Below are 12456 nucleotides of genomic sequence, written 5' to 3'. Positions count from 1 at the left end.
CCAGGAGACTCGCATGCCCAATCGATCCAGCGGCGGCGCAGCCGTCGCCGCCTCTTCCACCTCTCCCGCCTCATCCACGGCGTCGCGCACGATCGGCCGCGTCCGTTACACGGTCCTCGCGCTGATCTTCGCCGTCACCGTCGTCAACTATGCGGACCGCGCGACGATGTCGATCGCCGGTACCGGCGTCGCGCACGCCCTCGGGCTCACGCCCGTGCAGCTCGGCATCGTGTTTTCCGCGTTCGCGTGGGCCTATGCACTCGGCCAGATCCCGGGCGGCTGGCTGCTCGACCGTTTCGGCGCGCGCCGCGTGTATGGCCTGAGCCTGCTGCTGTGGTCGATCTTCACGATGCTGCAGGGCACGGTCGGCTGGTTCGCCGTGCAGGGGGCGGCCGCGACGCTCGCGCTGTTCGCGATGCGCTTCATGCTCGGCCTGGTCGAATCGCCGGCGTTCCCGGCCAATTCGCGGATCGTCGCGTGCTGGTTTCCGACCGCGGAGCGCGGCACCGCATCCGCACTGTTCAACTCCGCGCAGTACATGGCCGTCGTGCTGTTCACGCCCGCGATGGCGTGGCTCACGCACGCGCTCGGTTGGGAACACGTGTTCCTGTGGATGGGGATGCTCGGTGTCGCGCTGTCGGCGCTCTGGTTCGCGTGGTATCGCGAGCCGCACGGCCATCCGCGCGTGAGCAACGCCGAGCGCGACTACCTGCGCGCGCACGGTGCGCTCGTCGATCTCGAAGCGAACCGCGTCCGCGAGTGCTCGCGCCTATCGTGGCGCGACGCGTCGCAGCTGTTCCGCCACCGCAACCTGTGGGCGATCTACATCGGCCAGTACTGCATCACCGCGCTCACCTACTTCTTCATCACGTGGTTCCCGATCTACCTGATCAAGGGGCGCGGGATGACGATCATGGAAGCCGGCTGGGTGGCCGCGCTGCCGGCGCTCTGCGGCTTCACGGGCGGCGTGCTCGGCGGCGTGCTGTCGGACTGGCTGATCCGGCGCGGCGTGCATCCGTCGCGCGCCCGCAAGACGCCGTTCGTCGTCGGGATGGCGCTGGCGACGCTGCTCGTGCTCGCGAACGGCGCGTCGTCGAATGCCGTCGTGATCGCGCTGATGACGATCGCGTTCTTCGGCAAGGGGCTCGCGGCGGTCGGCTGGGCCGTGCTCGCCGACACCGCGCCCGAAGGGATGGTCGGCCTGAGCGGCGGCGTGTTCAACGGTCTCGGCAACCTCGCGGGGATCGTCACGCCGCTCGTGATCGGCTACTTTGTCGCGCACACGGGCTCGTTCGCGGGCGCACTGTGGTTCGTCGCCGCGCACGGGCTGCTCGGCATCGCCGCCTACGCGTGGCTCGCCGGCCGCTTCGAACGGATTCGCGTCACGCCGGACGCGTGATACCGGGCGCCGCCGGGCGTGCGACCGGCGGCATCAGGCGCGCTGGCGGCTGCCCGGCATCGGCTCGACCGCAAGCCGGTCGAGTTCGCGCAGGTCGTTCTCCAGCGCGGGCGTGAGCGTCGTGCGCAGATGGTCGAGGAAGGTGCGGATCTTCGCATCGAGATAGCGGCGCGTCGCATAGACCGCGTACACGCTGACGGTCTGCAACCGATACTCGGGCAGCACGCGGGTCAGGCGCCCCGCGCGCAGGTCGTCGAGCACCGTATACAGCGCGACGCACGCGATGCCGCGCCCCGCCCGCACCGCGACGCACAGCGCGTCCGGCACGTTGACCTGGAACGGTGCCGGCTGCAGTTCGTAGACGGTCTCCTCGCCGTCGTCGCGCTCGAGCCGCCACTCGCTGGCCGGCGATGCCGGCGTATCGAGGCGCAGGCATACGTGGTTCGGCAGGTCGTCGGGCGTCTTCGGCGTGCCGTGCCGCGCGAGATATTCGCGCGATGCGACCAGCACGCTGCAACTGGTGCCGCAGGTCTGCGCGACGTAGCCGGAATCCGGCAGCTGCGACGCGGTCACGATCGACACGTCGTAGCCCTCCTCGACGAGATTCGGCATCCGTTGCGCGAGCGTCAGCTCGACCGACACGTCCGGGTTGTCTTCCTGGTAGCGCACGATCGACGACACGACATGACTCTGCCCGAGCCCCGTCATCGCATGGATCCGCATCTTGCCGCTCGGCCGCAGCAGCGCGTTGCGCGCCTCGGCATTCGCGTAATCGAATTCGGCGAGGATCGATTTCGCACGCTCGAAGTAGCGCTCGCCGCTTTCGGTGAGGCCGAGATGGCGCGTCGTGCGATGCAGCAGGCGCGTCTGTACGTGGGCTTCGAGGTTCGACACCGCGCGCGACACCTGCGCGGTGGTCGCATCGATTTCTTTGGCGACCGCGGTGAAACTGCCGGCTTCGACAACGCGCACGAACAGGCGCATGTTTTCGAGCATGTCCATTGAATTGGCTTGGGGAGTGTCGGTGGGGAAACGTCGGCGGCGCTCGCGTCAGACGGGAATCGGGGCGTGCGCGCGAACCACGCGCAAGCGATCACCATGCCGGGGAACGGGCGGGAGAGCGGGCATCGCGTGCGTGGTTGTGGCGTATCGGGGAATTCGGTGGCCCGAATTGTACGCCGCTGCAGACAAATTTGCGCGGTCGCAGGGCAGTCAGGCTTTCATCCGATGAAAGGTTCCTGCAAGACGGATGCGGCGCGCGCAGGCAACGCGTTGATGCAGCGCGACAATTTATATCACGACGCGATACAATTCTCGACGTCCTCGCGCTGCGTCATGCGCATCGTCATGTTTACCGCTCAATCGTCCATGTCGTCAGGCCCCTCCCCGTCGCGCCGCACCTTCCGCCAATGGCTGCACAGCTTCATTCCCCATCCGATGACGCTCGGCTGGCGCGAGCGCATGCGCTCGTGCGCGGGCGCGCTCGTCGGGATCGCGACGGTCGGCGTCACGATGCGGCTGCTGCCCGGCGTGCCGGGCCTCGTGCCGCTGCTCGTCGCGCCGATGGGCGCGTCGGCCGTGCTGCTGTTCGCGGTGCCTGCGAGTCCGCTCGCGCAGCCCTGGTCGATCATCGGGGGCAATCTGGTGGCGGCGACCGTCGGCGTCGCCTGCGCGCAGTGGATCGCCGATCCGATCACGGCCGCCGCGGTCGCGGTCGCACTCGCGATCGGCGGCATGTTCGCGCTGCGCTGCGTGCACCCGCCGTCGGGCGCGGTCGCGCTGACGGCCGTGCTCGGCGGCCCGGCGATCCACGCGCTCGGCTTGCGCTTCGTGGTCGAGCCGATCGCACTGCAATCGGCGATCCTGCTGTCGGCCGCGCTCGTGTACCACGCGCTGACGGGCCACCGCTATCCGCACGGCGGCGTGCGCCACGACGCGAAACCGCAAGGCGGCAGCGCCGCGCCGGCACGCGGCGGCTTCACGCGCGCCGATCTCGACGCCGTGCTGAAGCGCCGCGGCGAATGGCTCGACGTCGACCCGGACGACCTCGAAATGCTGCTGCGCGAAACCGAGATGCAGGCCTATGCGCGCACGTTCGGCCAGCTCACGTGCGCCGACCTGATGACGAAGAACGCGATCGAAGTCGCGCCGTCGACGTCGGTCACGGCCGCGCTGACGCTGCTCGACCGCCATCGCGTGAAGGCGCTGCCCGTCGTGGACGGCAGCGATCGCCTGGTCGGCATCGTCACGCGCGCCGACCTCACGCGCCCGTTGCGCCGCCCGGTCCCGCTGTGGCGGCGGCTGGCCGCGCAGCTGCCGCAATCGTTCGGCGGCCGGCCGCCCAGCGTCGCGACCGTGATGACCCGCGACGTCGCATCCGTGCCGCAGACCATGCCGATCACCGCGCTGGTGCCGCTGTTTACGCATTCGGGCCATCACCACATCCCGGTCGTCGACGCATCGCGCCGGCTCGTCGGCATCATCACGCAGACGGATCTCGTCACCGGCCTGTACCGCCAGACGCAGATGCTCGAAGCCGCGTAACGCGGACGCTCAACGGGCCGACGACAGCGTAATGTATCTATTTCGCTGAAATTCAGCTATTTATATCATATTGTGATATATTTCACGTTACCGAAACTGCTGCCCGACCGACCGCAATGACCGATACCCGACGCGCGCTGACCAAAAGCGATTTCCAGCAACTGTCCGAGTTCCGCTACCAGATGCGCCGATTCGAGCGCTTCTCCGAACGCGCCGCGCAAAGCGAAGGCGTGACGCCGCTGCAGTACCTGCTGCTGCTGCACATCAAGGGCTATCCGCACCGCGAATGGGCCACCATCGGCGAACTCGCGGAACGCCTGCAGGCGCAGCATCACGGCGTCGTTGCGCTGGTGACGCGCTGCGAGGCACTCGGGCTCGTGAAGCGCAAGACGAGCGAAGCGGACCGCCGGCAGGTCGAGGTCCACCTCGAGGAAGCCGGCGAGACGCTGCTCGCCCACCTCGCGGCCATGCATCGCGCGGAACTGAAATCGCTCAAGGGCACGTTCCAGGTTCCGCAGATCAATAACTGACCCAGGCTTTACCGACCTATCCTCACGCCGATGAACGCACCGCACAAGCGCGACTTCTCGACCAACGAACGCCTGCCCAGGATCGCGTTGCTCGCTGCCGGGATCGGCTTGCTCGGCACGCTGGCGGCGTTCGTGCTGTCGAGCCTGATCCACCTGTTCACGAACCTGTCCTTCTTCCAGCAGTTTTCGTTCGCCGACCGTTCGCCCGCGCACCACACGCTCGGCGCATGGGTGATCGTCGTGCCGGTGATCGGCGGGCTGATCGTCGGGCTGATGGCGCGCTTCGGTTCGGAGAAGATCCGCGGCCACGGCATTCCCGAAGCGATCGAGGCGATCCTGTTCGGCAAGAGCCGCATGTCGCCGAAGGTCGCGATCCTCAAGCCGCTGTCGTCGGGTGTCGTGATCGGCAGCGGCGGCCCGTTCGGCGCCGAAGGCCCGATCATCATGACGGGCGGCGCGCTCGGCTCGCTGATCGCGCAATGCGTGCACGTGACCGCCGCCGAGCGCAAGACGCTGCTCGTCGCGGGCGCGGCCGCCGGCATGACCGCCGTGTTCGGCACGCCGGTCGCCGCCGTGCTGCTCGCGGTCGAACTGCTGCTGTTCGAATGGCGTCCGCGCAGTTTCCTGCCGGTCGCGCTCGCCTGCGCGGTCGCCGGTTTCGCCCGCGCCGTGTTCTTCGGAGTCGACCCGCTGTTTGCGCTGACCACGGCACCGCCGACGCCCGTCGCGCTGCTGTCGTGCATCGTCGCGGGCCTGCTGTCGGGCGCGCTCGCGTGCGGCCTGTCGGCCGCGCTGTACCGCGTCGAGGACACCTTCGCGAAGCTGCCGGTGCACTGGATGTGGTGGCCGGCGCTCGGCGCGATCGTGATCGGCATCGGCGGCTGGCTCGAGCCGCGCGCGCTCGGCGTCGGCTACGACGTGATCGACGACCTGCTGCACCAGCACATCGCGCTGAAGATCGCACTCGCACTGTTGACCGTGAAGGCCGTGATGTGGGTGATCGCGCTCGGCTCCGGCACGTCCGGCGGTGTACTCGCCCCGCTGCTGATGCTCGGCGCGGGCCTCGGCACCGTGCTGTCGCCGGTACTGCCCGGCGGCGATCCGGCGCTGTGGCCGCTCGTCTGCATGGCCGCGACGCTCGGCGCCACGCTCGGTGCGCCGCTGACCGCGATCGTGTTCGCGTTCGGCCTCACGCACGACGCGAACGCGCTGCTGCCGCTGCTCGCGGCGACGCTCGTCGCGCACGGCTTCGCGACCGTCGTGATGAAGCGTTCGATCATGACGGAAAAGATCGCGCGCCGCGGTTACCACATCTACCGGGAATACGGCGTCGATCCGCTCGAACGCCATGACGTGGCCGAGGTGATGACGCCGGCCGACGATCTCGTCTCGATCGACGGCGGCACGACGCTCGACGCCGTCGAGTCGCAGTACTTCGGCGCGAAGCAGACGCACCGTGCGTACCCCGTCGTGCAGAACGGCCGCCTGCTCGGTCTGGTCGATCGCGCGACGCTCGACGCGCAGCGTGCGCAAGCCGGTCCCGGCGCGGCGCTCGCGAACGCATTCATCGATCGTGCGCCGGCCGTCGCGCACGCGCACGAAACGTGCCGCGTGGTCGCGTCGCGGCTCGCGATGCTCGGCCTCGAACGCCTGCCGGTCGTCGACGATCCGCAATCGCTGCGCATCATCGGCATCGTGTCGCGCAGCGACCTCATCAAGCCCGCGCTCCAGCACTTCGACGACGAACACAAGCGCGAACGCTTCCGCCCGGTCGTGCCTGTCAACCTGCGCGACGCCGGTGCACGCAAGGGCAGCTGATACCTACCGCGCGCTTCACCGTCCCCGCCGTTCCGGATCGGCGCGCACCCTGCGCGCCGGTTCGCATTCCGCCGCGTCCGGCGTTTAAACTTGGTTGACAATTCATCGGACGAAAGTTTGTCATCATGGTACTCATGCGACGGGGCCACCGTTTCAGCCATTCCACTTCGTCATCCAATAAAGAAGCGTCGCGGCGCGACATGCAGATACATGCAGCACGCCGCGGCCGTCAATCCGCCACACCACAGGGCAGCGAGCCGACCTCACGACGCATGACGTCGTCGCCGCGTCCCCGCCTCCACGCGGGCCGTGCGCGACCCATGCCGCATCGCAACAGAACGGACAGCATCCGGATTGTCGTTTGGCAAGCGTGTTAACAACTTGTTTCGGAATCGCCGGAACCGCATTTGTCCGATGCAATCTCACAAGAACGCAGTTCAAGTTCTGCTGCGCATCCCGCTCAATCAATCACGACTCGAGGGAGATAAAACGTGAACGTGAAATACTTACCGCTCATCGCATTGACCGTGGCAATTTCCGCACACGCAGCCGATCCTGCCATGCAGAACGTGGGGCAAAGCCAGAAGTCCTCGGAGGACGTGTCGGCGTGCATCGCAAAGACCTGGGCCGACAAGTCGCAGCAACAGGTGGTCACGCAGAACGTGCTCGCCAACGGCCTCGCGACCGATGTCTACGTACCGGGCCAGCAACCGCCGAACGGCGCGGCCGCGATGGTTCGTCCGGCGTCGAAGCCGGGCGCGAAGACGTGGGTCGGCATGCGTGGCGACGCCGCTGCCGCAGGCGACATCAACGCCTGCCTGTAAGCTCCGCGCCGGACGGCAGCGCGCCGTCCGAATACGAGAAAGCCCCGCTTCGGCGGGGCTTTCTGCTTTCAGCGCGCCGGCCGCGCGCATGGGTTGCGGCCGGTGCTCATGCGCTTACAGGTAGCTGCAGACGTAGTCGAGCGTCTCGAGCACTTCGATGTCGAAGCGGCTCTTGCCCGGCACCGAGAACGACTCGCCGGCGCCGTAGGTTTGCCATTCGCTGCTGCCGTCGAGCTTCACGCGGCACTTGCCGGCCTGCACTTCCATCAATTCGGGCGCGTCCGTGCCGAAGTTGAGCGCGCACGGCAGGATCACGCCGAGCGTCTTGCGCGTGCCGTCCGGGAAGAGCACGGTATGCGACACGCACTTGCCGTCGAAATAGACGTTCGCGCGCTTGACGACCGATACGTTGTCGAATTGGGTTGCACTGGTCATGTGATGCCTCTGATTGCTGGATGCCGGATGGCGTGTTGTCGGAAGCCGGCCGGAACGGCGGGCCGGCCGCTATGATACCGGCTCGCGGCGAGCGCGCCGCGAGCGGGAATGGTCCGCGGTGCGCGGCAGACGTTCAGGATCACTACGCGATGCATTGCCCGACTCATCGGAGCCCCTTGCGCCGCGCGGAATCGCGCAGGCAGTCGAGCAGCATCGACGCGGCCGGCGTGAGCGGGCTGTCGCGACGCGTGACGACCTGCACGGACACGCCGGGCAGCCGCTCGCGGATCGGCAGCACCGCGAGCTGGTCGCGCGCCCACTCGCCCTGCAGCAGTTGTTCGGGCATCGACGCGATCAGGTCGCAGCCCGTCATCAGGCTGTGCGCGAGCCCGAAGCTCGGGCATTCGACGACCCGCTGCGGCACCGGCAGCCCGTACGCGACGAACGAGTTGAACAGCACCTGGGTCGAGCTTTCCGGCGACGGATTCATCAGCCAGTCGGCCTCGACGAGATCGGCCAGCGACGTGGCCGATGCGAGCGGATGCCCTTTGCGCGCGACGATCAGCGATCGGCTCGCATAGAGTTCCGCGTGGTCGAACTCGGCCGCCAGCAGTTCGGGCACGACGACGGCGACCGCGAAATCGAGCGAGCCGTCGTGCAGCCGCGGCAGCGCGACGCCGGGAAACCCTTCGATCAGATTGACGCGCGCGACCGGAAAGCGCCGCCGGAACGCGCGAAACGCGTCGGGCAGGATCGTCACCGCCGCGGCCGGCGTGATCGCCGCCGCGACCGAGCCCGTCATCGCGCCCTGCGCCTGCTCGATATCGTCGCGCGCCCGCTGCATCTCGGCGACGATCAGCCGCGCGCGCACCTGCAGCTGCTGGCCGAACGCGGTGAGTTGCACGCCGCGCGCGGTGCGCACGACGAGCGACACGCCGAGCGCGATCTCCAGCTCCTTGACCGCCTTCGTCAGCGCCGCCGGCGACACGTTCAGGCGCCGCGCGGCCGCGCGGATGCTCCCTTCGTCCGCGACGGTGACGAACGCTTTCAGCTGATGGTATTTCATGGCGGCATGCGTGATTCGTGGAAACCCGACGCCCAGCCACGCGCAGCGGATCAGGGTATTCCCGAGCGGCAACCGGTGGTGAGCACCAAAGCAATTTAGCAGCTTCTGGTACCCGACAGAAATTTATATGCTTGGCCGTCATATGTGCGTCAAACGCCCACCGGCCCCACCTGCCTCACCTGCTCCACAGGAGACACCATGCTGCAAGCCGTGAACCCCGTCATCCCCGGCATCGCCGCGATCGCCCCCGACCTGATCGACGTGCGCCGCCGCATCCACGCGCATCCGGAGCTCGCGTTCGAGGAAACGCTGACCAGCGATCTCGTCGCCGAGTTGCTCACGGGGTGGGGCTATGAAGTGCATCGCGGCATCGGCAAGACGGGCGTCGTCGGCGTGCTGCGCGAAGGACAAGGCACGCGCACCGTCGGCCTGCGCGCCGACATGGACGCGCTGCCGCTCGCCGAAGCCACCGGCCTGCCGTACGCGAGCCGCCACGCAAACAAGATGCATGCATGCGGTCACGACGGCCACACCGCGATGCTGCTGTGCGCGGCGCGCCACCTCGCCGCCACGCGCCAGTTCTCCGGCACGCTGAACCTGATCTTCCAGCCGGCCGAGGAAAACTTCGGCGGCGCGAAATCGATGATGGACGACGGCCTCTTCGAGCGCTTCCCGTGCGACGCGATCTTCGCGATCCACAACATGCCGGGCCGCGCCGCCGGCGACATGGCGTTCCGCGCCGGTGCCGCGATGGCGTCGGCCGACCGCGTGACGATCACGCTGCGCGGCGTCGGCGGACACGGCGCGATGCCGCACTTCGCGCGCGACCCGATGTCGGCCGCGGGCAGCATCATGGTCGCGCTGCAGACGATCGTCGCACGCGAGGTCGATGCGCAGCATGCGGCCGTGATCACCGTCGGCAGCGTGCAGGCCGGCGAGACTTTCAACATCATTCCGGAAACCGTCGTGATGAAGCTGTCGGTGCGCGCGCTGGACGCCGACGTGCGCGCGCTGCTCGCACGCCGGATCGAGGCGCTCGCGAAGGGCCAGGCGGAAAGCTTCGGCATCACGGCGGAAGTCGACTACGACTACGGCTATCCGGTCCTCGTGAACCATCCCGAACCGACCGCATTCGCGGCCGACATCGCCCGCCAGATGCTCGGCGCCGATCGCGTCGAAACCGAGGCCGCGCCGCTGATGGGCAGCGAGGACTTCGCCTACATGCTCGAAGCACGCCCCGGCTGCTATGCGTTCATCGGCAACGGCATCGGCAGCAAGGGCGGCTGCATGGTGCACAACCCCGGCTACGACTTCAACGACGACATCCTCGCGATCGGCGCGAGTTACTGGGTCCGCGTCGCCGAAGCCTGGCTCGCGGCCTGACGGCCCTTCATCACGCAGTTCCGCGCCTTAGCAGGGGAACCTCATGGAAACGTCCGCCCTTCCGTTCGCCGGCTCGCCGGCCGATGCCCGCGCCGCCGCGAAGAAACGCCGCCTGATCGCGGCCGCCGCGGTCGGCAACGCGCTCGAGTTCTACGACTTCACGGTCTACAGCTTTTTCGCGATCCTGATCGGCAAGCTGTTCTTCCCGGTGCACTCGTCGTTCGGGCAATTGATGCTCGCGGTCGCGAGCTTCGGCGTCGGCTTCGTCACACGCCCGCTCGGCGGCCTCGTGATCGGCATGTATGCCGACCGCGCCGGCCGCAAGAAGGCGATGATCCTGACGCTGTTGCTGATGGCGCTCGGCACCGCGACGATCGCGATCGCGCCGACCTTCGCGCAGATCGGCCTCGCCGCGCCGCTGCTGCTCGTGCTTGCGCGCCTGTTGCAAGGGTTTGCATCGGGTGGCGAAGTCGGCGCGTCGACGACGCTGCTGCTCGAACAGGCGCCGCAGCATCGCCGCGGCTTCTACGCGTCGTTCCAGTTCTCGAGCCAGGGGCTCGCGGCGCTCGCCGGGGCGCTCACCGGCGTCGCGCTGACGTCGACGCTCAACGCCGCGCAGCTCGAGAGCTGGGGCTGGCGTGTGCCGTTCATCATCGGCACGCTGTTCGTGCCGCTCGGCTACTGGCTGCGCCGCACCGTCGAGGAAGTGCCGGCCGCCACGCCGGCCGCCGCGCACGACGAACCGGTCGCGTCGCTGCCGCTCGCCGACGTGCTGCGCCATCACGGCAAGGCCGTGTTCGCCGGTCTCGGCGTGACGATCGGCGGCACGTCGATCCACTACATCATCGTGTTCTACATGGCGATCTACGGCGTGCAGGTGCTGCATCTGCCGACCTGGCTGTCGATGACGGCCGGCTGCGTCGCCGGCGCGATCCTGATGCTCGTGACGCCGATCGGCGGGCACCTGTCCGACGTGTTCGGCCGCAACCGGATCGTCTGGTGGACGCGCATCGTGCTGATGGCCGCGATCTATCCCGCGTTCATCGCGCTGAACCGCTGGCCGGGCGCCGCGTCGCTGCTGTCGATCATCGCCGCGCTGTCGATCGTGCACGCGATCAACATCGGCGCGACGGGTGCGATGCTCGGCGAGCTGTTCCCGCGGGCGGTGCGGGCGACCGGCGGCGCGCTCGTGTACAGCGTGGGCGTCGCGATCTTCGGCGGCTTCGCGCAGTTCTTCGTCACGTGGCTGATCGCGGCGACCGGCAATCCGAATGCGCCCGCGTGGTATGCGATCGGCTGCGGCGTGCTCACGCTGCTCGCGATTCGCTGCATGGACGAGAAGGCCGGGAAGGCGCTCGATTGAGCGGTGGCGGCGCGGGGCGTGCGACACGTCATTGACGCAGCGAACGCGCATCGTGCATGATCGCTCCATGCACGACGCCACGCTCACCCTTTCGACGACTACGCGCACGACCGCCTTCGGCGGGCCCGTGCGGCGAGTGCGCGCAAGGTCGTAGCGCCCTTCACCGATTCCCACAGGCCCCGCCGGTTCCGGACGGGGTCTCGTCGTTTCTCCGTCCGCACCGGCCTTTCAGGAGAAACGCGATGTCCGAAGCCCCATCCCCGAAACGTGCGCTGCTCGTCGTCGACATGCAAGTCGGGTTGTTCCATGGCCCCGATCGTCCGCATGACGGCGAACGCGTGCTGGCCAACGTCAACCGGCTGATTCGCCGCGCACATGAAGCCGGCACGCCCGTGTTCGCCGTACGCCACACCGGCCCGGCGGGTTCGCCGATCGCGCCCGATGCGCCGCTCGCCGCATTGCTGCCGGCGCTCGCGATCGATACGGCACGCGACATCGTGTTCGACAAGACCCGGCCGAGTTGTTTCGCGGGCACACGGCTCGCCGAATGGCTGCACGCGGCCGGGATCGGCGAGATCGTGATTGCGGGGATGAAGACGCAGTACTGCATCGACACGGCGTGCCGCGCGGCCGCCGATCTCGGCTTTCGCGCCGTGCTCGTCGCCGATGCGCATACCTGCATGGATACGCCCGCGTTGCCGGCCGAGCGGATCGTCGCGCATCACAATGCGACGCTCGGCGGGCCGTTCGCGACGTTGACGACGACCGAGGCGTGCGGGTTCTGACCGGCAACGCGTACGGCACGCCGCACGCCGGCCCCGTAAACGCAACAAGGCACGGGCCACCCTCACCCGTGCCTTGCGTGCGCGACGCCCCGCTCAGAACGTATGCATCATCCCCACATACGCGCCCGTCTGCGACTCACCCGTCATCGGACTCGTGCCCGACGTCGCGTCGCGCGGCGACGCGAGCAGCGAGAAGTTCGAATTCCCGCCGTTGCGCACGTACGCGACGGTGCCGTACAGGAACGTGCGCTTCGACAGGTTGTACGTCGTGCCGAGCACGTACATGATCGCGTGGCCCGACGGATCGTG

11 protein-coding genes and 1 pseudogene are annotated in these 12456 nt (G+C 68.2%); 8 read left to right on the top strand and 4 right to left on the bottom strand.

The features are described 5' to 3' along the window. Nucleotides 1–13: 13 nt before the first annotated feature. Nucleotides 14–1399: an MFS transporter gene (locus tag DID99_RS27980; RefSeq protein WP_124667935.1), complete on the top strand. Its 1386-nt coding sequence runs from the start codon at nt 14–16 to the stop codon at nt 1397–1399. A 33-nt stretch (nt 1400–1432) separates the two neighbouring features. On the opposite strand, the gene DID99_RS27975 is transcribed toward DID99_RS27980, so the two are convergent. Continuing rightward, the gene (locus DID99_RS27975) at nt 1433–2401 is read right to left on the bottom strand and encodes a LysR family transcriptional regulator (protein ID WP_124667934.1); all 969 of its coding nucleotides are present in this window, start codon (nt 2399–2401) and stop codon (nt 1433–1435) included. Between the two features lie 366 nt (nt 2402–2767). On the opposite strand from DID99_RS27975, the gene DID99_RS27970 reads away from it, so the two are divergent. The 4 genes from DID99_RS27970 to DID99_RS27955 all read left to right on the top strand — a co-directional run bounded on the left by DID99_RS27970 (nt 2768) and on the right by DID99_RS27955 (nt 7115). After that, nucleotides 2768–3943, top strand: coding sequence for an HPP family protein (locus tag DID99_RS27970; RefSeq protein WP_124522093.1), 1176 nt, complete (start codon nt 2768–2770; stop codon nt 3941–3943). Between the two features lie 116 nt (nt 3944–4059). Continuing rightward, nucleotides 4060–4473: a MarR family winged helix-turn-helix transcriptional regulator gene (locus tag DID99_RS27965; protein ID WP_124484609.1), complete on the top strand. Its 414-nt coding sequence runs from the start codon at nt 4060–4062 to the stop codon at nt 4471–4473. A 30-nt stretch (nt 4474–4503) separates the two neighbouring features. Beyond that, nucleotides 4504–6291: a chloride channel protein gene (locus DID99_RS27960; RefSeq protein WP_124667933.1), complete on the top strand. Its 1788-nt coding sequence runs from the start codon at nt 4504–4506 to the stop codon at nt 6289–6291. Between the two features lie 491 nt (nt 6292–6782). Next, complete coding sequence (locus tag DID99_RS27955; RefSeq protein WP_185733828.1) at nt 6783–7115, top strand: hypothetical protein; 333 nt, start codon at nt 6783–6785, stop codon at nt 7113–7115. 114 nt (nt 7116–7229) lie between these two features. On the opposite strand, the gene DID99_RS27950 is transcribed toward DID99_RS27955, so the two are convergent. Both DID99_RS27950 and DID99_RS27945 read right to left on the bottom strand, forming a co-directional pair. Beyond that, nucleotides 7230–7550 (bottom strand): pyrimidine/purine nucleoside phosphorylase, encoded by a 321-nt coding sequence (locus DID99_RS27950; protein ID WP_006478890.1) that lies wholly within the window; start codon nt 7548–7550, stop codon nt 7230–7232. Between the two features lie 163 nt (nt 7551–7713). Next, a complete protein-coding gene (locus tag DID99_RS27945; protein WP_044843294.1) occupies nt 7714–8616 on the bottom strand; it encodes a LysR substrate-binding domain-containing protein in 903 nt (300 codons plus the stop codon). 198 nt (nt 8617–8814) lie between these two features. Between DID99_RS27945 and DID99_RS27940 the strand changes: the two genes are divergently transcribed. The 3 genes from DID99_RS27940 (at nt 8815) to DID99_RS27930 (ending at nt 12147) form a co-directional block, all read left to right on the top strand. Next, complete coding sequence (locus tag DID99_RS27940; protein WP_124484607.1) at nt 8815–9999, top strand: M20 aminoacylase family protein; 1185 nt, start codon at nt 8815–8817, stop codon at nt 9997–9999. Between the two features lie 43 nt (nt 10000–10042). Further along, entirely contained in the window at nt 10043–11362 is a 1320-nt protein-coding gene (locus DID99_RS27935) for an MFS transporter (RefSeq protein WP_044843292.1), read from the top strand. Nucleotides 11363–11604: 242 nt separating this feature from the next. Beyond that, entirely contained in the window at nt 11605–12147 is a 543-nt protein-coding gene (locus tag DID99_RS27930; RefSeq protein ID WP_124667931.1) for a cysteine hydrolase family protein, read from the top strand. A 93-nt stretch (nt 12148–12240) separates the two neighbouring features. On the opposite strand, the pseudogene DID99_RS27925 reads toward DID99_RS27930, so the two are convergent. After that, nucleotides 12241–12456 (bottom strand): annotated as a pseudogene (locus tag DID99_RS27925) (porin); the annotation flags it as partial.

The organism is Burkholderia sp. Bp8986, assembly GCF_003854225.1.
GTDB lineage: Bacteria > Pseudomonadota > Gammaproteobacteria > Burkholderiales > Burkholderiaceae > Burkholderia.
The sequence above is the reverse complement of the archived record's forward strand: the minus strand, read 5'-3'. Positions and strand labels throughout refer to the sequence as shown.

Coding starts and splice junctions, on each gene's coding strand:
- DID99_RS27980 (WP_124667935.1), top strand. CDS start 14: ATGCCCAATCGATCCAGCGGCGGCGCAGCCGTCGCCGCCTCTTCCACC.
- DID99_RS27975 (WP_124667934.1), bottom strand. CDS start 2,401: ATGGACATGCTCGAAAACATGCGCCTGTTCGTGCGCGTTGTCGAAGCC.
- DID99_RS27970 (WP_124522093.1), top strand. CDS start 2,768: ATGTCGTCAGGCCCCTCCCCGTCGCGCCGCACCTTCCGCCAATGGCTG.
- DID99_RS27965 (WP_124484609.1), top strand. CDS start 4,060: ATGACCGATACCCGACGCGCGCTGACCAAAAGCGATTTCCAGCAACTG.
- DID99_RS27960 (WP_124667933.1), top strand. CDS start 4,504: ATGAACGCACCGCACAAGCGCGACTTCTCGACCAACGAACGCCTGCCC.
- DID99_RS27950 (WP_006478890.1), bottom strand. CDS start 7,550: ATGACCAGTGCAACCCAATTCGACAACGTATCGGTCGTCAAGCGCGCG.
- DID99_RS27945 (WP_044843294.1), bottom strand. CDS start 8,616: ATGAAATACCATCAGCTGAAAGCGTTCGTCACCGTCGCGGACGAAGGG.
- DID99_RS27940 (WP_124484607.1), top strand. CDS start 8,815: ATGCTGCAAGCCGTGAACCCCGTCATCCCCGGCATCGCCGCGATCGCC.
- DID99_RS27935 (WP_044843292.1), top strand. CDS start 10,043: ATGGAAACGTCCGCCCTTCCGTTCGCCGGCTCGCCGGCCGATGCCCGC.
- DID99_RS27930 (WP_124667931.1), top strand. CDS start 11,605: ATGTCCGAAGCCCCATCCCCGAAACGTGCGCTGCTCGTCGTCGACATG.